Origin of the sequence: Candidatus Palauibacter sp. (genome assembly GCF_965197445.1) — a bacterium.
GTDB lineage: Bacteria > Gemmatimonadota > Gemmatimonadetes > Palauibacterales > Palauibacteraceae > Palauibacter.
In genome coordinates, this window is record NZ_CBDANE010000005.1 from 1,086,677 (window position 1) to 1,105,820 (window position 19,144).

The 19,144-nt window shown below is 69.5% G+C and carries 19 protein-coding genes; 10 read left to right on the forward strand and 9 right to left on the reverse strand.

Translation table 11 applies throughout. The annotated features are described in order from the left end of the window. Positions 1–5 precede the first annotated feature (5 nt). Complete coding sequence (locus ACN9M6_RS12085; protein WP_419163151.1) at positions 6–686, reverse strand: heme exporter protein CcmB; 681 nt, start codon at positions 684–686, stop codon at positions 6–8. Next, positions 683–1,333, reverse strand: coding sequence for an ATP-binding cassette domain-containing protein (locus tag ACN9M6_RS12090; RefSeq protein WP_419163152.1), 651 nt, complete (start codon positions 1,331–1,333; stop codon positions 683–685). The genes ACN9M6_RS12085 and ACN9M6_RS12090 overlap by 4 nt, the downstream gene beginning before the upstream one ends. An 83-nt stretch (positions 1,334–1,416) precedes the next feature. Here ACN9M6_RS12090 and ACN9M6_RS12095 point away from each other — a divergent pair, with 83 nt between their 5' ends. From ACN9M6_RS12095 to ACN9M6_RS12115, 5 genes are all read left to right on the forward strand, one after another. Beyond that, positions 1,417–2,622 carry a 2,3-bisphosphoglycerate-independent phosphoglycerate mutase gene (locus ACN9M6_RS12095; RefSeq protein WP_419163153.1) on the forward strand — a complete coding sequence of 402 codons (1,206 nt, stop codon included), beginning with the start codon at positions 1,417–1,419 and terminating at the stop codon, positions 2,620–2,622. A gap of 155 nt (positions 2,623–2,777) precedes the next feature. After that, positions 2,778–3,554, forward strand: coding sequence for a hypothetical protein (locus tag ACN9M6_RS12100; RefSeq protein WP_419163154.1), 777 nt, complete (start codon positions 2,778–2,780; stop codon positions 3,552–3,554). A gap of 170 nt (positions 3,555–3,724) precedes the next feature. Continuing rightward, entirely contained in the window at positions 3,725–4,180 is a 456-nt protein-coding gene (locus tag ACN9M6_RS12105) for a hypothetical protein (protein ID WP_419163155.1), read from the forward strand. Then, complete coding sequence (locus ACN9M6_RS12110) at positions 4,177–5,343, forward strand: hypothetical protein (RefSeq protein WP_419163156.1); 1,167 nt, start codon at positions 4,177–4,179, stop codon at positions 5,341–5,343. Before ACN9M6_RS12105 ends, ACN9M6_RS12110 begins: the two co-directional genes overlap by 4 nt. 156 nt (positions 5,344–5,499) lie before the next feature. Then, on the forward strand, positions 5,500–6,045 hold the full coding sequence (locus tag ACN9M6_RS12115) for a hypothetical protein (protein ID WP_419163157.1): 546 nt from the start codon (positions 5,500–5,502) through the stop codon (positions 6,043–6,045). Positions 6,046–6,133: 88 nt separating this feature from the next. Here the strand turns inward: ACN9M6_RS12115 and ACN9M6_RS12120 are convergent, their stop codons facing one another. From ACN9M6_RS12120 to ACN9M6_RS12130, 3 genes are all read right to left on the reverse strand, one after another. After that, positions 6,134–6,475, reverse strand: coding sequence for an SPW repeat domain-containing protein (locus tag ACN9M6_RS12120; protein ID WP_419163158.1), 342 nt, complete (start codon positions 6,473–6,475; stop codon positions 6,134–6,136). Positions 6,476–6,586: 111 nt separating this feature from the next. After that, the gene (locus tag ACN9M6_RS12125) at positions 6,587–8,848 is read right to left on the reverse strand and encodes a heavy metal translocating P-type ATPase (protein WP_419163159.1); all 2,262 of its coding nucleotides are present in this window, start codon (positions 8,846–8,848) and stop codon (positions 6,587–6,589) included. A gap of 16 nt (positions 8,849–8,864) precedes the next feature. After that, entirely contained in the window at positions 8,865–9,170 is a 306-nt protein-coding gene (locus ACN9M6_RS12130) for a metal-sensitive transcriptional regulator (protein ID WP_419163160.1), read from the reverse strand. Positions 9,171–9,326: 156 nt separating this feature from the next. Here ACN9M6_RS12130 and ACN9M6_RS12135 point away from each other — a divergent pair, with 156 nt between their 5' ends. Both ACN9M6_RS12135 and ACN9M6_RS12140 read left to right on the forward strand, forming a co-directional pair. Then, positions 9,327–9,995, forward strand: coding sequence for a hypothetical protein (locus ACN9M6_RS12135; RefSeq protein WP_419163161.1), 669 nt, complete (start codon positions 9,327–9,329; stop codon positions 9,993–9,995). A 31-nt stretch (positions 9,996–10,026) separates the two neighbouring features. Next, the gene (locus ACN9M6_RS12140; protein ID WP_419163162.1) at positions 10,027–11,526 is read left to right on the forward strand and encodes a sodium:solute symporter family protein; all 1,500 of its coding nucleotides are present in this window, start codon (positions 10,027–10,029) and stop codon (positions 11,524–11,526) included. Positions 11,527–11,529: 3 nt separating this feature from the next. Here ACN9M6_RS12140 and ACN9M6_RS12145 read toward each other — a convergent pair whose 3' ends face one another. Both ACN9M6_RS12145 and ACN9M6_RS12150 read right to left on the reverse strand, forming a co-directional pair. Further along, positions 11,530–12,564 carry a potassium channel family protein gene (locus ACN9M6_RS12145; RefSeq protein WP_419163163.1) on the reverse strand — a complete coding sequence of 345 codons (1,035 nt, stop codon included), beginning with the start codon at positions 12,562–12,564 and terminating at the stop codon, positions 11,530–11,532. Continuing rightward, positions 12,564–14,075, reverse strand: a complete 1,512-nt coding sequence (locus ACN9M6_RS12150) for a DbpA RNA binding domain-containing protein (RefSeq protein WP_419163164.1) — start codon at positions 14,073–14,075, stop codon at positions 12,564–12,566. The genes ACN9M6_RS12145 and ACN9M6_RS12150 overlap by 1 nt, the downstream gene beginning before the upstream one ends. Before the next feature lie 241 nt (positions 14,076–14,316). Between ACN9M6_RS12150 and ACN9M6_RS12155 the strand changes: the two genes are divergently transcribed. Further along, positions 14,317–15,657, forward strand: coding sequence for an alanine/glycine:cation symporter family protein (locus tag ACN9M6_RS12155; protein WP_419163165.1), 1,341 nt, complete (start codon positions 14,317–14,319; stop codon positions 15,655–15,657). A 12-nt stretch (positions 15,658–15,669) separates the two neighbouring features. Here ACN9M6_RS12155 and ACN9M6_RS12160 read toward each other — a convergent pair whose 3' ends face one another. Together ACN9M6_RS12160 and ACN9M6_RS12165 are read right to left on the reverse strand one after the other, a co-directional pair. Beyond that, positions 15,670–15,954: a hypothetical protein gene (locus ACN9M6_RS12160; protein ID WP_419163166.1), complete on the reverse strand. Its 285-nt coding sequence runs from the start codon at positions 15,952–15,954 to the stop codon at positions 15,670–15,672. 13 nt (positions 15,955–15,967) lie between these two features. Further along, positions 15,968–16,231, reverse strand: coding sequence for a hypothetical protein (locus tag ACN9M6_RS12165; RefSeq protein ID WP_419163167.1), 264 nt, complete (start codon positions 16,229–16,231; stop codon positions 15,968–15,970). Between the two features lie 145 nt (positions 16,232–16,376). Here ACN9M6_RS12165 and ACN9M6_RS12170 point away from each other — a divergent pair, with 145 nt between their 5' ends. Together ACN9M6_RS12170 and serA are read left to right on the forward strand one after the other, a co-directional pair. Further along, the gene (locus tag ACN9M6_RS12170; protein ID WP_419163168.1) at positions 16,377–17,477 is read left to right on the forward strand and encodes a pyridoxal-phosphate-dependent aminotransferase family protein; all 1,101 of its coding nucleotides are present in this window, start codon (positions 16,377–16,379) and stop codon (positions 17,475–17,477) included. Further along, the gene (gene serA / locus ACN9M6_RS12175) at positions 17,474–19,084 is read left to right on the forward strand and encodes a phosphoglycerate dehydrogenase (protein ID WP_419163169.1); all 1,611 of its coding nucleotides are present in this window, start codon (positions 17,474–17,476) and stop codon (positions 19,082–19,084) included. Before ACN9M6_RS12170 ends, serA begins: the two co-directional genes overlap by 4 nt. The last annotated feature ends 60 nt before the right edge of the window (positions 19,085–19,144 follow it).

The window sequence follows — 19,144 nt, forward strand, 5'->3', positions numbered from 1 at the left end:
CCGCATCACTCCTCGAGGACGACGGGGAAGACCCAGACACACACCACGAACAGTATCACGTCGTACGACGCCAGTAACCTTAACCAACCCGCGGCCCGGCCGAGCGGGTCCCCGTCCAGGAACGCGTCCGTCGCCCCCACACTCCCGAGCACGACCGGGACGAGGGCCGGGAAGAGGAGCAGCGGGAGCAGGAGTTCACGCGCCCGGAGGTGTACCGTGAGGGCCGAGAAAAAGGTCCCGATGACGGAGAAGCCGAACGTGCCGAGCAGGGCCACGAACAGGAGGGGGCCGGCGTGCGAGGCGAAGTCGACCTCGTACAGGATCGCGGCGGCCGGGAAGAGGAGCACCTCGAGCGCGGCGAGCACGACGAGGTTGCCCGCCAGCTTGCCCAGGTAGATCGCGCGCACATCCCCGGGATAGAGCCTCAGCAGCCGCGCGCCGCCCGCCAGTTCCTCGTTCTGGAACGTCCGGCTCAGCGACAGCGTCCCGGTGAAGACGATCGCGACCCAGATGAGGCCGCCCGCAAGTCTGCCGAGCAGCTCGCTGTCCGGACCGATCGCGAAACTGAACAGGAAGAGGACGAGCGCGGCGAAGGAGAGCATGGCCGTGAAACCCTGCCGCGTTCGGGTCTCCGAGAGGATGTCCTTCCACAGGATGGCGGCGGCACGCCGCGCCAGCGCCCTCACGCGGCTCCGGCGGCGACCCGTCCGCCCTCCAGCCGCACGACCTCGTCGGCGTGTCGCGTCGCGTCGTCGACCCGGTGCGAGGCGACGAGCACCGCGGCCCCCGCGTCGCGCCACCCTCGGATCGCCTCCTGGACGAGCCCCACTCCGTCCTCGTCGAGGCTCACGAAGGGCTCGTCGAGCAGGACCAGCTCGAGCGGGCGGAGGCGGAGGCGCGCCAGCTCCAGGCGCTTGCGCATCCCGGTGGACCAGGCCCGCACGGGAACGTCCGCCGCCCCCGCGAGATCGACGTCCGCCAGCGCCTCGCGCAGGGCGCCGGCCGCGATGTCCGTGCCCGACATGCGAGTCGCGAAGCGGAGGTTCTCCAGCCCGGTCAGCTCTTCGTACGCGTGCCCGCCGGCGGTCAGGAACGCGGCCCGGGCGCGAATCGCGTCTCCGCCCGCCGGGAGGGTGTGGCCCAGCACCTCGACCCGGCCCGCGGTCGGACGCAGCAGCGTGGAGATCACGCGCAGCAGCGTCGTCTTGCCCGTTCCGTTTGCGCCGAGCAGCGCGACGACGGCCCCGCGCGGAACGGCGAGATCGACCCCGCGGAGCGCCCAGCGGCGCCCGAAGCGCCGCGTGACGCCCTCGGCCGCGACGGCGAAACTCACGGGCACGTCCCGCCGCCGCCCGCCACTGGTCCGGCATCAGAGACTGCTGGCCCACCCTCGGGGGTGCTCATACGTTCCGCCGCATGGAACTCGACCGGATCGCCCGTCTCGCCGGGGGCGGCGGCGGCAAAGTGCTGCTCTACGTGCTCGATGGGCTGGGCGGGCTCCCCCTCGAGCCCGGGGGCCCGACGGAACTCGAGGCCGCACGCACCCCGAACTTCGACGAGCTGGCGCGCGGCGGGACGTGCGGCCTCCACGACCCGGTTGCGCCGGGCATCACGCCGGGGAGCGGCCCCGGTCATCTCGCGTTGTTCGGCTACGACCCCCTCGTGTACGAGACCGGCCGCGGCGTGCTCGAAGCCCTCGGGATCGAATTCCCGCTCGGGCCGGGCGACATCGCCGTGCGCGCCAACTTCTGCACCGTCGACGCCCAAGGCCGGGTAACCGATCGCCGCGCGGGCCGCATCTCGACCGAGGAAGCCGCCCCCCTGGCCGCTCAGCTTGACGGCATCGAACTGGACGGCGCCCGCTGCTCCGTGCGTCATGTGAAGGAGCACCGCTTCGTCCTCGTGCTGCACCCCGACCTCGCGTCGGGCGACGGGGTCGACGATACCGATCCCGGCCAGACCGGCCAGCCTCCTCGAGCCCCGTGTGCGCGCGACGCCGGCTCCGAGGCGACCGCCCGCCTGCTCGCGGCGTGGCTCAAGGCGGCCGCCGAGCGGCTCGCGGACCACCCACGCGCGAACATGACGCTGCTGCGCGGCGTCTCCAGCAAGCCCGACTGGCCGCTTTTCGAGGAGGTGTTCGGGATGCGGGCCGCCGCGGCCGCCGCCTATCCCATGTACCGCGGGGTCGCACGCCTCGTCGGCATGGACGCGAGGACGGCTCCCGACGGCGCGCGCCCGCTCGTCGACGCCCTGAGGGCGCGGCTCGCCGAGCACGATTTCTTCTTCCTCCACTTCAAGCCTCCCGACAAGGCCGGAGAAGACGGCGACTTCGACCGCAAGGTAGCCGCCATCGAGGAGGCCGACGCCATCGTGCCGGAACTCGTCGACGCGGGGCCCGACGTCATTCTCGTGACCGGAGACCACTCGACGCCGGCTACGATGCGCGCCCACAGCTGGCACCCGGTCCCCTTCCTCATCCACGGCGGCCCGGCCCGTCACGACGCCGCCACCTCCTTCGGAGAGACCGCCTGCCGCACCGGTGCCCACGGCCGGGTCCGAGGCTGCGAACTCATGCGCCTGGCCGCGGCCAGCGCCGGCCGCCTCGCGAAGTTCGGAGCCTAGCCCGAACGGCCAGATCCGTACAGCCCGACTGGGTCATCGTCGACCCCGACAGTCCCCAACGGCGCCTCGGCTCACCAGGCTCGCGTGAAGTTTGGCTCTCTCGTGGCATATAGAAGGTAGAGGGACATGTCACGGGTGCTCGGACGAGGTTCCGGATGATCAGAATCCTTGCGGATTCGCCAGACGACGCGACGCTGATCGCGGGAGCGGTCGGCGGCACAGCACAAGTCGCGAAGGATGCCGACCAGTTCACGAATGGCGACGGCCACGTTGAGTGTCTGATTCTCGGTTGCCGCCATCCCGTTCCGGCGAGGAAGATCGAACTCCTGCGGGAGATCGAACGGAACATGCTGTGGATTCCCCTCATCCTCGTCACGGATCCCGAGCCCGAATCCGCTCGCCGGCTGAGGGACGTCAAAGTGTCGGCCATCGTCTGGTTCGCAGACCTTCAGACCAAACTCCGGCTCGAGATCGAAGCTGCCCGGGGATCGGTCCCGCTGCTCTGCCTGGCTGAGGACATTGAGGGATCGACGTTGCCTCCGGCCCTTCGCTCCGCCCTGGCGTACAGTCTCCGCGCGGCCACCAGCGGGCCGGTCCGTAACGTAAAGGAGTTGGCCGCCGCCCTTAGTTACTCACCGATCACAATCTCCAAAGAGTTCAGCAGGTGGCAGGGCGGTGGGACGACCCTGGCCCGATTCCTCGGTGCCCTCGTGTTCCTGAGAGCCAGACAACTTCATTATTCATCAGGTCTTGGCTGGAAGTGCGTGGCCGCGCGCCTCGGCTTCGCTCGCGAGACTCTTCAGCGCAAGTCGAAGCGATGGACCGGGTACACGTTGCGACAACTGGGGACGGTGTCCCCCGACCAGCTGCTGGCAGCTCTCGTGTCGGAGTATCTACGGCCGCTATTGGATGGCGGCCGCCGCAACCGGTAGCGGACTCCCGTCAGCACGAGGTTCGAGCCCCAGTCCTTTCGGGAATCACCGATTTCGTCACAGATTCCACCGATTCTGTATCTGGCACCGACAATCACCGAGGGCGATGATGGGAGCGAGTCCCGGGAGTGAGTCCCGGGAGTGAGTTTCTTTGACCCGGGAGGATCAAAATGACCCGCCTCAGGTCGTTCCTTCACCCGTCTCTGTACCTCTTCCTCGCGCTGTCCGCCGGGCTGAGGACCCGTGCGAGCACGTTCGCTGCGGTGAGTCCCGGAACGAAGAACCGCCGACTCGTGGCGTGCGCGCTCGTCGCCGCGATGGTGGCTTCCCTGGTGCCGCACCAAGTCGCTCACGCGGAGGTGGCCGATCACGCCGCGGCCGCCACGGAGGCGGCAGCCCTGGTGGCCCAGACTGGCATCGAGCTACAGGGCTGCCCGGACGGAGGAGCCGGAGCCTGCCTGGTCTCCGGCCTTAACGTATCGGTCGGACTCACTATTGGAATCATATCGGTGACCATCGACCGCACGCTCACATGCGTCGTCTGTGACTGCGGATGGGTCTACACGGACGACAATGGCTTTCGCCGATACCATCGAGAGCACTGGGTCGATTGCAACTTGCAGTGAGGCTGCGCTTAGCCGGCCGGGGCGCGGCGGCGTTGGTTGCGGCCATCGCCGCCGGGTGCGCGGGTGGCGGTGACCCGGCAAGCCGGGGGGTGTCCGCCCCGTCGGTCGCCTCGGCCGCGGCATCGGTGGCCGGTTATCGCGTCCTGGAACCCGGCGCGTTCATCGCGGGGTTCCCCGCCGATCCTCTCGACATGGGGTCGGAGTTCTTCATCGAGCGCGCGTGGGATCTCGCCGTCGGCGCCGGCGCGGACGAGATATACGTCCTCGACACGCAGGCGAAGCATGTTCTTCGTCTCGACCGGGACGCGAAGCTGCGAGCCGTGATCGGGGGCCCGGGCGGCGGCCCCGGCGAGTTCGAGTATGCCTATTCGATCGAGGCCGATCCCCGCGGCGGCGTGTGGGTGGCCGACCTCAGGCTCGCCCGGCTGTCGCGGTTCGATCCCGACGGCCGACTGCTGGAGGAGATGCGGGTGCCGCAATTGGTGCGGGGCTTCGCCGTGCTGCCGGACGGCGCGGTGCTGTACCGAAAGTTCGATGGCCGGACGGCCTCGCTGGCGGTGCAGTCCGGCGGCGACGCGGTGGATTTCGCCGGAGACCTCCCCCCCGAGTTGGCACCCGACGATGTCCGGTCACTTTGGGCGGAGTACGACCTCGAGTTCGCGGTCGTCGCGCCCGACACGGTCGTCGCATTTCGGAACACCGATGTCCGAGCCTACGGCGCGTGGCGCATCGCGCTGGACATCGCGTCGGCCCGGATCACCGGCATCGCTCCGGTCGCCTTTCCGGCGTGGCTCACCGAGGCGATCGCCGCCCAGGCGGAGGACATCGAGCGGGAGTCCCGCGAGAAGCGCGAAGGGATTCCACCCGGCGCGGGAAGCTCGTTCATTCCCTTCTCGCGGGGTGTGCGGATGTCGGTGGGCAATCTCTGGGTAACGCCGCATTCGGCCGCCAACCTGGTTCTCGCCACGACGATCCCGCTTTCGGCAGGCGACTCGGTTTCGGTCGTGGCGCGCGGGCACCTGGACCCGCGCTCTGGATGCGCGGAGCTGGACTTTGCCGTCCTCGGCGAGCGGTTGGCGGTGCTTTGTATGGATCAGGTCCGCGTCTACGAGTTGCTGCCCGCCGCGCCCGGTCCGCCGCCGTTCGCCGCCGGCTGGCGCTGATTCGTGACCGGGGGCACGTCGTCGCGGAGCCAGCCTCCTCCTCTCCCCCGGCGCATCGGGATGTTGTTCGCGGCGCCCCTCCGGTTGTTTGATGTGCTGGTGGAAGGGCCCGTGTGGAGGAGCACGCTAGCCGGATACGTTGTCGCGAGCGCGTCCGTGTTGACGTTGGCCGGACTGGCCCATCCCGAGTATGGAGTCGAGTCCATCGCGGGCGTGCCCGTCGCCGGACGCGTCATCATGCTCGTCGCCGCACACGCCCTCTCCGCCGCCGCCGCCGTGATCAACGCTCCGCTGTACTTCGCCACGCTGGCGGGCATTCTCCTGGCGGTGTCGAAAATCGGGCCCGGGCACCGCGTGTCGTTCAGACAGCTCTTCAGCGCGACGGTCCATGCCGCGTACATACTGCTCGCCGGCCACGCGCTGCGGCTCGCCCTCGCGGTGTCCGGTGTGGAACTCGCCGGACCCGCGGAAGCCCTGTTGCCGGCGGAAGATCCTCCCGTGGCGGTCCTGTTCGTGACGTTGTCCTTCGGGTCCGTCGCCGATGCTCCGCCGGTGGGAGTGTTCGAGATGGCCTTCCACGCGCTGCTCGGCGTCGCGTATTGCCGTATCCGCGGCCAGCGCTTGATCGTGGGAGCGGCGTGGGGGGTCGGGATTTCTCTCCTGGTCGACATCCTGTGGCTGCTCCTGGGCGCCGGGATCTGAGCGGACGCGCCAGCGGCGAAACTCCCCGGGATGTGCGGCGCTGGGTCTGGAGGCGAGGTAGGGAACGTTCCCGCGGGAACGTCCGGGGTCAGGCCGCGCTGTGCGCCTCGTCGGAGTGTTCGATGCCCGCGCCGCCCATGGCGACGCCGGTACCCACCGTGACGACGCCGAACATGAGGTCGTTGAAGAAGGCCTGCGCGTTGGGCAGATATCCGTGGATGAAGGGCGACAGCATGCTGTAGGCGCCGAGTGCGATCAGGCCCCAGCCGCTGATCCGGTTGATGCCGAGGTTGAAGGTGATCGTGACGACGAGGATCGATCCGCCGAGCACCACGCTGTGCCACCACAGGAAGCCGAACGGATATCCCCACACGAACGGTGCGCCCAGGTACCAGAGCCCCAGTCCCAAGCCGATCCAGCGTGAGGCCATCGAACCTCTCTCGGAAGAACCGAATGAATCCGTATGAATCAGAAGAACCGGCGCCTATGATGCGCGCCCTCGCGGGCGAAGGCAAACCGCTCGCAGCCGGTCGCCGGCAGCCTACAGCCGGGCGCGGCGCAGGCGGTTCGCGTTGGTGACGACGGAGATCGAACTCAGCGCCATCGCGGCCTCGGCGATGACGGGATGCAGGAGGCCCAGGAAGGCGACGGGGATCGCGACCACGTTGTAGACATAGGCCCAGAAGAGGTTCTCGCGGATCTTGCGAAACGTGGCCTTGGCGAGCCGGGTCGCGCGGAGCACGGAGCGCAGGTCGCCCTGGACCAGTGTGATGTCCGCGGCCTCGATCGCGATGTCGGTGCCGGTGCCTACCGCGAGGCCGACATCCGCCGCCTTGAGCGCGGGGGCGTCGTTGATGCCGTCGCCCACGAACGCCACGGTGCGGCCCTCGGCGCGCAGTTGCCGTACGGCGTAGACCTTCTGGGCGGGGAGCAGACCGGCCTGGTAGTCGTCGATCCCGAGTTGCTGCGCGACGGCGGCCGCCACGGCCTCGCGGTCGCCGGTGAGCATGACGGTCCGGAAGCCGCGGCGGCTCAGCTCGAGGAGGGTCTCCCGTGCGTCCTCCTTCACGGGGTCGGCGATCGCGATCGCGCCCCGCAGCCGCCCGCCGGCGGCCACGCAGGCGATCGTTCGCGCGTCCGACCCGAAGCGTCGTTCCACTTCCACGATGTCCTCGCGCGCGACGCCTTCCGCCCGCAGGAGCCGCGTGCTGCCCACCACGACCCACTCCCCGTCGACGACGCCCACGATGCCCATGCCGACCCGGGCCTCCACGTCGCTCGCCCGCGCCACACGGGCGCCGCGGCGGCCGGCTTCCTCCACCACCGCGCGGGCAAGGGGGTGCTCCGAGGCGTCCTCGATCGAAGCGGCGAGTCCGAGCACCCGGGTCTCGTCGTCGGCCGGGTCCCCCATCGCATACACCTCGACCACGCGCGGAGCACCGCGGGTCAGCGTCCCCGTCTTGTCGAACACGAGCGTGTCCGCCCGGTCCAGCGTCTGGACGGCGGCCCCGTCCCGGATGAGGACGCCGCGCGTCGCCCCGACGCCGGTGCCGACCATGAGCGCCGTGGGCGTCGCGAGCCCCAGCGCGCACGGACACGCGATCACCAGCACCGCCACCGCGGCGAAGAGCGCGAGCGAGAGGCGGCCCAGCTCCGGGTTCACCCAGGGGAGGAAGCCCGACGCCCAGCGGGCGGCGTCGAAGAAGACACCCGGCAGCACGAACCAGCCCGCGAACGCCGCCAGCGCCACGACCAGGATCGCGGGCACGAAGACGGCCGTCACCCGGTCGGCGAACTCCTGGATCGGAACCTTGCTCGCCTGCGCCTCCTCCACGAGGCGGATGACGTTCGACAGGAAGGTGTCCTCGCCCACTCCCGTGGCTCTCACGCGCAGGACGCCCGAGTGGTTCACGGTCGAACCCAGTGCGCTGTCCCCCGGTCCTTTCTCCACCGGAATCGACTCCCCCGTCGCGAGCGATTCGTCGACCGCGCTCCGTCCGTCGAGGACGACTCCGTCGGTGGGGATCTTCTCGCCCGGCCGGATGATCATGATGTCGCCCACCCGCACGTCACGGGTCGGGACCTCGAGTTCGGTGCCGTCCCGTTCGACGCGGGCGGTCGGAGCCTCGAGCGAGAGCAGGGCCTGGATGGCGGAAGAGGAGCGGCCGCGGGCCTTCGCCTCGACGAAGCGTCCCGTGAGGTGGATGGAGGCGATCATCGCGCCGACGGGGGCAAAGTTCATGATCATCGGCGCGAGTCCCAACACGTGCAGGACGGCCCACACACCGGTGAGCACGGAAACGCCGGCTCCGAGGGCGATAAGGACATCCATATTGGGCATCCGGCCCCGCGCCGAACGCCAGGCGCCGCGCACGGTGTCCGCGCCCGGCCCGGCGAGCACGGCGGCCCCCAGCGCAGTCACCCCCAGGTCGAAGGCGAGGGGGGACGGCCAGCGTACGCCCGCGAACATCTCGGGCAACATCCATACCATGGCCGGGGCGGTGAGCGCCCACGCGGTCCACATCGTCCGCCACGCCTGGTGCGAGCGGGCCTCCGTATCCGCGAGGCGCTTGCGTTCGGCCTCTCCGCGGTCCGCCTCCGCTATGGGTTCGATCTCGTACCCGGCCCGTTCGACCGCTGCGGCGAGTTCCTCGAACCCGATCTCGCGGGTGAGCGTCACCGTGGCGGACTCGGCCGGCAGGCTCACGGACGCTTCCACGCCGTCGATGGCGTTGAGACTCTTCTCGACGGAGCCCACGCAGCCGGCGCAGTGCATCCCGTTGATCCGGTAGGTCTTCTTCACCTGCTCCATACCTGGTTCATTTGCCCGCGAACCGCATGAACAGCTGCGCGATCTCCTCGCGCACCCGTGTTGCGGCGTCGCCGCCCTCCTCGATCGCGTGCGTGGCGCACCGTTCGAGGTGGTTCATCAGAAGCTCCTTCTCGGCCGAGCGGAGAGCGGAGTGAACGGCGGCGAACTGCTGCAGGATGTCAGGACAGTACCGCTCGTCCTCCACCATACGGGCGATGCCCCCGACCTGTCCCCGGATACGGGCCAGCCGACGGTCGAGGTCGTGCTTCGTCCCCTCCGCGATCCCCATCGCATGCGCCCCTGCACCGCTCACCGCCATTCACTCCGTACGCTCTGCCGAGCATAGATGCTCTTCCACGAGATTATACTATACAGGGGTATAGTATTGATCGCAAGACGACGGAGCAGAGGCGGGCGGTGACGCGCGGACGGTGGCGGCGTTTTGCCGGGGGCTGCTAAACTCAGGCCCATGTTCAAGAAATTCAGGCAGATGGTCGACGACGTGCTCGACCGCATGGAAGCGAAGCATGACGGGGTCTCGGAAGATGACATCGACCGGGTCATCCACGCCATGCGAGAGGAACTCGTCGAGACCCGGGCGCGGATCACCGAACTGGAAGCGTTGCTCGAGTCGCAGGTGCGCCAGGCCGACCATGAGAAAAACGCGGCCAGCACCGCCGAACGAAGGGCGGCGAGGGCGGCCGAGATCGGGGATGCGGAGACGGTCGAAGTGGCGAACCGCTTCGCGGCCCGGCACCGGCAGCGGCTCGAGGTACTCGTCGTCAAGGCCGAGGCGACCCAGGCCGAAATCCTCCAGCACAAGGACGAGGCGGCGCAGGGCGCCGAGCAGTTGAAGAGCGCGATGGCGCGCCGCGACTCGCTGTCCGTCCAGCAGCGCCGCGCGCGGGCGATCGGGCACTCCGCGGGCCGTTTCGACTCGGTCGATGCGTTCGATCGCATGGCTGACAAGATGGCAAGCCGGACCGATCTCGACGAAGCGCAGCGAGAGGTCGAGAGCGAGTTGAACCCGTCCGCCGGCGCCCCGCGCCGCGACTTCGCGGCCGAGCGCGAACTGCGGGAGGCGCGGGCCGACGCCATGCTCGAGGAGTTGAAGCGCCGGATGTCGAAAGGGAAGTAGCCACCCTCCCCCCGGAAGAACCGGAGGCCCGATGGACCTGCTGACGATCGCCGTATTCGGCTATCCGCTCATCCTGATCGGGATCGGGCTGTGGCGCTCCCGGCAGATCAAGAGCCACGCGGATTTCATGGTCGCCGGCCGAAACGTGCCCGTGACCCTCCTCGTCGGCACGCTGATCTGCACCTGGATCGGGTCCGGATCGCTGTTCGCAGGGGCCGGGCTCGCGTACCGTACCGGCATCGCCGAGTTGTGGTTCTCGTTCGGAGCCTGGGCGGGGCTGCTCGTCGCCTTCTATCTCGCGCCGCGTGTCCGCGCGATCGCGAAGTACACGGTCCCGGACCTCCTGGAGCAGCGCTACAATGCGGCGGCTCGCGTTCTGGGCACCGTCGCGATCATCCTCGCCTACGTGACGATCGCCGCCTACCAGTTCCGGGGCGGCGGCTGGATCCTGAGCATCGTGACCGACGGCGCGATCTCGCCCACGACCGGAATGATCATCACCGCCGTGACCATCGTGGCGTTCACGGCGCTCGCCGGCATGGTGTCGATCGTCTCGGTGGACCTCCTGAACGGGATCATCATCACCCTCGGCATCATCATCGGCCTCCCCTATCTCGTGCTCTCAAACGGCGGGGTCGAGGCCATCGCGGCCGGGCTGCCCGAGGGGCACCTCACCATGTTGGGGGGGCACAACATCCTCTGGGTCCTCGGCGTAGCCATGCCCACCTTCCTCCTCATCCTGGGCGAGAGCGGGATGTACCAGAAGTTCTTCTCCGCCAAGGACGCGGGGTCCGCCAAGAAGGCGGTAGTCGGGATGTTCGTCGGCGTGGTTTTCATCGAGACTACGCTGGCCCTGATGGCGATCGTCGGGCGTGCGGTGTTCCCCGAACTGGCGGATCCGGAGCAGGTCTCATTGGTCGGCCGGGCCGCGTCGGAGACGGTCATCCTCTACATCGCTGCCAACGGATTGCCGGTGATCGGCGGCGCGATCCTCCTCGCGGCGGCTGTCGCGATCGTGCTCTCGACGGGCAATACGTTCCTGCTCGTGCCGTCCACCAACGTGAGCCGCGACCTGTACGAGCGCTTCGTCGATCCGGACGCCAGCGAAGGGATGAAGCTGGGAGTGCAGCGTCTCTGCATCGTCCTGTTCGGCGGCCTGGGGCTCGTGCTGCTGACGCAGTTCGACACCGTGCTCTCGATGGCGCTGTACGCCTACTCACTCGTGGGGGCGAGCTTGACGCCGGCCCTGCTCGCGGCCTTCCTGTGGCGCCGCGTGACGCCACAGGGTGGCGTGGCGTGCATCGCGGGAGGACTCGGGAGCATCGTCGGGATCGCGGTCCTTTCCCGGTTCGGGATGAACTTCACGGCCATGATCGGGGAGACGCCGTTCGACTTCGCCTCGAGCGACTACATCGTGATCCCCGGCGTCATCATCTCGCTGGGACTGCTGATCGTGGTGAGCCTGCTGACGCCGCCTTCGCCCGAGGAGAAGTGGGCGCCCTTCTTCCAGAAGAACCCGGAACGGCTCTAGTCCTCAGGCGAGCAGGCCGCGGAGTTCGTCGAGCTTGCCCGGAGGGCCCAGGACGACGAGGTGGTCGCCGGGACGCACCCGTTCCCCTGGCCCCGGGTTGTAGAGGAAGCGTTCGCCCCCTTCGTCCGTCTCGCTCCGCTGGATCGCGACGACGAGTGACCCGGTCCTGGCCGGAATCGCGGCTTCGGCCAGCGTGAGCCCGGCAAGTTCCGAAGTCGGGGACACGAGCAACTGCTCGAGAAGGAGCTCCAGGCCGTCTTCGCCGGGTACGTCGACGAAGAGCGTCACATCGGGGCGCAGTACGAGCGAGGCCATCTGAACGCCGCCCGTCGCGTTGGGGGTGACGACGCGGTCGGCACCGGCCTTCTTCAGCTTCCCCACCGAAGGCTCCGACCGGGCCCGGCCCACGATGGTCAGATTCGGGTTCAGCTCCCGCGCCGCCAGACAGACGAAGGCGTTGTCGGTGTCCGCGCTGAGTGCGGCGATGAGCCCCCGGGCGCGGGCGATGCCCGCCGCCGCCAGAGCCTCGTCACTCGTCGCATCGTCTTCGATGATGAGTGCGTTCGGGTCCAGCTGCCGTGCGTGCGCGACCTGCTGCGGGTCGCTCTCGATGGCGACGTAAGGGTCGCCACGGGCGACGAACCTCTTGATCGCGTGGATTCCGGTACGGCCCGCGCCGCACAGGATCACGTGGTCCTTGATGCGCTCGATCCTCTTCATCGTTCTGCGTTTCGTGAATGCGTGGGTCAGGTCCATCTCGACGAGTGTCGCGGTAATGAGGGCGAACCAGATCGCGAGCGTGACGATGCCGCCGCCGATCAGGAAACTCGCAAAGAGGCGGCCGCCGGGCGTCAGGGTCTGGATCTCACCGTATCCGACCGCCGAGACCGTAATCGCGGTCATGAAGAAGGCGTCCGACAGGTTCCAGCCCGGCATGAGGGAGAAGCCGATCGTCCCGACCACGACGAGGCCCGCCGTAAAGAAGACGGCCCCCAGCAGGCGGTTCCTGAAGCGGGAGAAGTCCGGCAGGCAGCACATCAGCCGCGTGCCGCGCCACGGTCGAGTCGGGCCACGACCTGTCGGCCCTTGATCATGCGGCCGTCGAGACCGCGGACGACCTCGTCGGCCACGAGCGAATCGACGTCGACGAGCGTGAAGTTCTGGCGGATGTCGATGCGCCCGATCTGTCCGCCGGCCGCGCCGGTCTCGCCCGTGATCGCGCCGACGAGGTCGCCGGGGCCGGCGTCGTCCCGCTTGCCCACGCCGACGAAGACCCGGGTCCAGGTCGGACGGGTCGCGCGTTCGGCGCTCGCGTCGGAGCGGGGGGCAGGGCGGTCGGCCGCAGGGGCTTCAGCGCTCGTGTCGGCGCGGTCCGTCGCACGGAGCAGGCCGGCGAGGGCGCCGGCAACGCGCGGGGCTCCGTGCGCTTCGATCAGCGGCGCGAGCAGCAGGGCGCCGCTGGCCAGGTCCTGCTGCTCGATGGCTTCCGAGACGCGGGCCCGGAAGGCCGCGACCTCGTCCATCAGATCGGGATCCGCCCGCTCGGCGAGGGGCGTCACGGACCGCCCGGCCCGGGCCACGGTCAGCTCCAGTTGCCGCTCGTGCAGCGTGTCGACGATGGCGTAGCAGCGATCGGCGCCCTCGACCGCGCGGGCGAGGAGCGCCGGCGTGGGCGGCAGCCCGAGGACGACCGCGTCCGGGGCTGGCTCGACCTGGCCCCACGCGCCGATCCGCACGGGGTGGTCGACGCCGGCTGCGGGCACATCGATGCCGGCCACCGAGAGGGCCGCGCGTACCTCGTCGATGGCGGCGGGAGCCGTTTCGACGCTGACGGCGGTCCCGGCGTCGGCCCGGGCGATGTCGTGGAGCAGCTCGGCCAGGCGGGCCAGTCGCCCTGCTCGCGTGGCCCGGCTCGCGACGGCGATCGGCCCGCCGGACACCCGGCCCGCACCCGGCGCCGTGGCGCCCGGCTCTCCGAACAGTTCGTTCGGCCACCGGCGCGCGCGCGGCAACCGGCGGACGATCAACTCGTCGAACGCCGCATCGCGGGCGTGGGTCGTCGCGATCCGGCGAGCCCCTTCGTCGGAGGCCTGCAAGATCGCCTCGACGGCGGCCCGCGCCGGCTCCAGCGCCCGCACGTCGTCGAGGACCAGGGTGCAGATCGCCGACGCGGGGATGTCACCTTTCCGGACCGCCTCGAGGAGTGGGGCCGGCGGCCCCACGAGGACAGGGGCCTGGTGGGCGGCGTCCGGCGTGGACCCCGGCGCGACGATCACAACGTTGTGCCCGGCTTCTCGAACCGCCTCGTACATGCGAGCCGCGCAGCGCCGCGCGCGGTCGACGGATGCGGTGAGCACGAAGACGCGCCCATCGGCGGCCGCGGACTCCAGGTCTCGCGTCGCGGCCGCGGCATAGAGCTGCGCGAGCCCCGCGCCTTCAGCGGCGACGAGCGCGAGGTGGCGCCCGCGCTCGACCGCCGCCGCGAGGGCCTCGAGCGCTTCCGGCGCCGCGACCGTCTCGACCGAATCCTCCGACTGGTCCTGATTCAAGGGCGGGATCTCGCGAAGAAGGTGGACAAGGGTCGTGAGTGGGCTTCCGTCCGGATCGCTGGCAAGGTACGCAAGGCGTCGATCCGCCCAAAGAGTGCCTCGGCCCGACGATGCCCCTCGGAGGCCCTCCACGTTGACGTTGACGTCGGCGCCGACGCTGGTCTAACGTCACCCCTCCACGCGCCGCGGCCCGCCCGCGGGCTCTCTCCGGATTTCTCAGCACGAGGCGAACGCGATTCCCGTGATCCAGGCCCTGGAGACAATTCAGGCGTGGGTATGGGGGGTGCCGCTCATCATCCTCCTTCTCATGACGGGCCTCGTGTACACCTTTCTCCTGCGGGGCCTCCAGTTCCGCCGCCTGTGGCATGCGCTCTGGCTCGCGCTCGTGAAGCGACGCGAGCCCGATGGCGAGGGCGACATCTCACACTTCCAGGCGCTGATGACGGCCCTCGCCGCCACCGTTGGCACCGGCAACATCGTGGGTGTCGCGACCGCCATCGGCGCCGGAGGCCCCGGCGCGCTGTTCTGGATGTGGGTCACGGGGCTGCTCGGGATGGCGACGAAGTACGCGGAGGCGGTGCTCGGCGTCCGCTACCGGGAGACGGACGCCCGGGGCGAGAAGGCCGGCGGCCCCATGTACTACCTCGAACACGGGCTGGGCCGCGGTGGGCTGGGCCGGGGCCTGGCCATCGCCTTTGCCGCCTTCGCGACGCTCGCCGCGTTCGGGATCGGCAACGGCGTCCAGTCGCAGGCGGTCGCGGACGCGATGAACGAGTCGTTCGGCGTTCCGCACTGGATCGTGGGCCTCGTCACCGCGGCCGCGGTCGGCCTCGTCATCATCGGCGGCATCCGTTCCATCGGCCGTGTGGCGAGCGTGATCGTGCCGACGATGATCGTCCTCTACATGGGCGCCGCCGGTCTCGTGCTCATCTCCAACGCGGCGGAGATCCCGGCCGCTTTCGGGCTCGTGTTCGAGCACGCCTTCGGTGGGCGGGCGATGGCGGGTGGCGCCCTCGGCTACACCGTCCTGCAGGCCATGCGGTTCGGGGTCGCGCGCGGGATCTTCTCGAACGAGTCGGGGCTGGGGACGGGGGCCATCGTCGCTGCGGCCGCCCAGACCCGGGAACCCGTACGGCAGGCGCTCGTGTCGATGACCCAGACCTTCATCGACACCATCGTCGTCTGCACCCTCACGGGACTCGCGATCCTCACCACGGGGGCGTGGAGCTCCGGCGCCGAGGGCGCCAACATGACGCAGATGGCCTTCGACACGGGTCTCCTCTCGGGTGCCGGAAACATCGTGGTGGCGCTGGGTCTCGCCACCTTCGCGTTCAGCACGATGCTCGGGTGGTCCTACTACGGGGAGCGGAGCTTCGCGTACCTGCTCGGCGAGCGCGTGATCAAACCGTACCGTCTGGCCTTCGTGCTCGTGGTGGGTTTGGCCGCCGTCGTGGAACTGGATGTCGTGTGGCTGGTCTCCGACATCCTCAACGGCCTCATGGCGGCTCCCAACCTCGTGGGCCTGCTCCTGCTGTCAGGCGTCGTGTGGCGGGAGACGCGGAGCTACTTCGGCCGCAGATAGCAGCCCGTGGGGTCAGCCCATGAAGGGCGGGTAGTGGCCCAGATCGTAGGCCCGGATCGACAGGACCCCGCGCGGCGACACGCCCACATCGGTCAGCGTGCGCGTCTCGTCCCGGATCCGGCGCTCGGCGTACTCGGTGTAGAAGTCGGCGGGGTCGTCCGCTGAGCGCTGGAGCATCTCACGGATCCCGAACGCCTTGGCCGCGGCCACGGTGGTGTCGGCCGGCAGTTCGGCCACGTGCTCGAGCCAGCGGTCGGGCATGATGAGACGAACCGTGATCCGTTCTCCGGCGTTCATCCCGTACCCGGTCTCAGTGGAGGTTGCGGAGGGTGTAGAGGAAACGCTTCGCGAGGTCGGTCACATCGAGTCCCACCACGCGGTCCGTCTCCACGCGTACGTTGGTGTGACCTCCGGCGCGGTCGACGGTGAACCGAGCCAGCCCGATCTCGCCCGTGAAGGTGACCGATGCCTCCGTCTCCTCCCGCACCTGAAGCCCGGAATGTTCGCCGAAGAAACGCTTTGCGCGTTCGAGGACGTCTTCCGGAGAAAGGTCGGTGATGGTGACGTAGCGCATGTGAATTCCGGTTCGGCGATCACGGCCCGGGGGCGGCTCCGGCGGAGCGACGCGCCCTTGATCGGGCCGCAAGATCTTGCGCTCCCAGCGGCGCGTCAACCGGGTCATTGGCCCCGCGGGGCCGGGGGCGATACCATCTCCCGCCATGAGCTCCGAAATCTCGTTCGGCCGCTTTTTCCTCCCCGGCCCGACCGAAGTTCCGCCCGATCTGTTCGACGCCATGCGGCGACCCGTCGTGGGGCACCGGAGCCCGGAGGTGTCGAGGCTCATCGAGGAGATGCAGCCCGCCGCCTCGCGGCTGTTTCAGACATGGCGGCCGGTCTATCTCTCGACCTCCTCCGCCACCGGGATGATGGAAGCCGCGATCACGAACCTCACGCGCCGCCGCGCGCTCTGCCTCACCAACGGTTCGTTCAGCCAGCGATTCCACGCCATCGCCGGGGCTACGGGACGCCCGGCCGATACGCTCGAGGCGAAGTGGGGTGAGCCCAACCTGCCGGACCGGCTGCGGACCGCGCTGTCCGAAGCGCCCGGCCGCTACGACCTCGTCACGTTGGTGCATTCCGAGAGTTCGACGGGTGTCCTGAATCCGCTCGAGGAACTGGCCGCCGTCGTGCGCGAATTCGACGATGTGCTGATCGCGGTGGACACCGTCTCGTCGCTCGCCGGTGCGCCGGTGCGGACCGACGACTGGGGTCTGGACTTCGTCCTCACGGGTTCCCAGAAGGCGGTGGCTCTGCCCCCCGGCCTGGCGCTGGCCGTGGCGTCGGAGCGGGCGCTCGCCCGCGCCCGGGAGGTCGAGCACCGTGGCTTCTACTTCGACATCCTCAAGTTCGAGAAGAACCTCGAACGCTGGCAGACCCCGAACACGCCCGCGGTCTCGCTGCTCTTCGCCCTCGATCGGCAACTGGCCCGCATGATGGAGGAGGGGCTGGAGGCGCGGTGGCGACGGCACGACGAAATGGCGCGCCGAACCTATGAATGGGTGGAACGAACGGCCGCCCGTACGGGCCAGCCGTGGCATGTGCTGGCGCCGGAGGGCTATCGGTCGCCGTGCGTAACGGTCATCGTGCTTCCCGACGGCCTGACCGGGCCCGAAGTCGCCTCGCGCGCCCGGGCGCATGGATACACGGTTGCCGCAGGCTACGGGCCGTTGAAGGAATCTTCGTTCAGGATCGGACACATGGGGGAGCACACGCTGGACGAACTGGAGGCGCTCCTGGCGGTACTCGACGAGGTGCTGTGAGCGGTTCGACCGAGGGCGCCCAGCGCCTGATCATCGCCGATCCACTTCTCCCGGACGGGCTGGAGACGTTGCGTGCCGCACCGGCCCTCGTCGTCGAGGATCTCAGCGAGGCGGATCGCCCGACGCTCCTGGCCGCGCTGCCGGGTGCGTCTGCGCTGATCGTCCGCAGCCGCACGAAGGTAGACGCGGAACTCCTCCGGACCGGCGACTCGCTCCGGGTTGTCGGACGTGCGGGCGTCGGCGTGGACAACATCGATATCCCGGCGGCCACCCGGCGTGGGATCGCGGTGCTGAACGCTCCGGCCGCGAACACCCAGTCGACCGCCGAGTTGGCGTTCGCCCTTCTCCTTGCTGCCGCCCGCCGGCTGCCGGAGGCGGACGCGAGCATGCGCAACGGGGAATGGAAACGTACGGAGTTGCGGGGCATCCAGCTCAGCGGGAAGACGCTGGGGGTCATCGGACTCGGCCGGATCGGGGCGGAGGTCGCCTGGCGGGCGCGGGCGTTCGACATGCGCGTGGTTGGCCACGATCCGTTCGTGAACGCCGAGCGAGCCAGCGATCTGGGCGTCGAACTCGTCGACCTCGCCACGCTTCTGCCTGCGTCCGACGCGATTACGCTGCACGTCCCGCTCTCGGCCGAGAATCGAGGATTCATCGGACGCAAGAAGATCAAGGCCATGCGGCCGGGCGCGATCCTGATCAACGCGGCCCGGGGCGGCCTGGTGGACGAAGCCGCGTTGGCCGAAGGGCTCACCAGCGGCCACCTGGGCGCCGCCGGCCTCGACGTGTTCGAGACCGAGCCGCTTCCCGCCGACAGCCCGCTCCGGCAAGCGCCCCGGCTCGTGTTCACGCCCCATCTCGGCGCCTCGACGTTCGAGGCCCAGCGACAGGTCTCCCGGCAGATCGCCGTGTCCGTGCGCGACGCGCTGCTCGAGGACGACTACAGCCTTGCGCTCAATGCGCCGTTCGAAGCGGAGGACCGGGACGGCGCCGGGCCCATCATGGACCTGGGTCGCTGTCTGGGTCGCCTGTTGGCCGGGCTCGCCGACGCCGCGCCCCGCCGCATCGAGGTCCGGTACGGCGGGCCTCGCGATGGTGTGCTGGGACCGCTCGCGGCGAGCGTGGTCGTGGGTTTCCTCGAGCGCCGGGTCGCTCCCCCGCTCAATGTCGTGAACGCGCTGTCGATCGCGGCCGAACGCGGCCTGGAGATCACACGCGTCCGTACCCAGGCCGAGGGCGACTACACGAACTACGTCGAACTCCGCGTGGCTTCCGGCCGGACCGGGCACGAGGTGGTGGGAGGGGCGCTCATGGGGTCCCGGATGGAGCCTCGGATCGTGCGCGTCGGGACCTTCCGTGTGGACACCGAACCCAGCGGGACCTGTCTCCTCATCCGCAACCACGACCAGCCGGGCGTGATCGGCGCCGTCGGGACGGTGCTCGGCGCCGCGAACGCGAACATCGCGGAGTACCACCTCGCACGGCGCAGAGGCGGGCGCCGCTCCCTGGGGGTGGTGCGCATCGACGGCGAACTCCCACCCGAGGTGCTGCGTGGTCTGAACGACCTCGACGCTGTGGAGGAAGTCCGCCAGGTCAACTTCGACTGAACCCAGCCCGTGGTTAGCATCCCGGCGGTCTGCCTCGTATCATGAATCATGACAGCAATT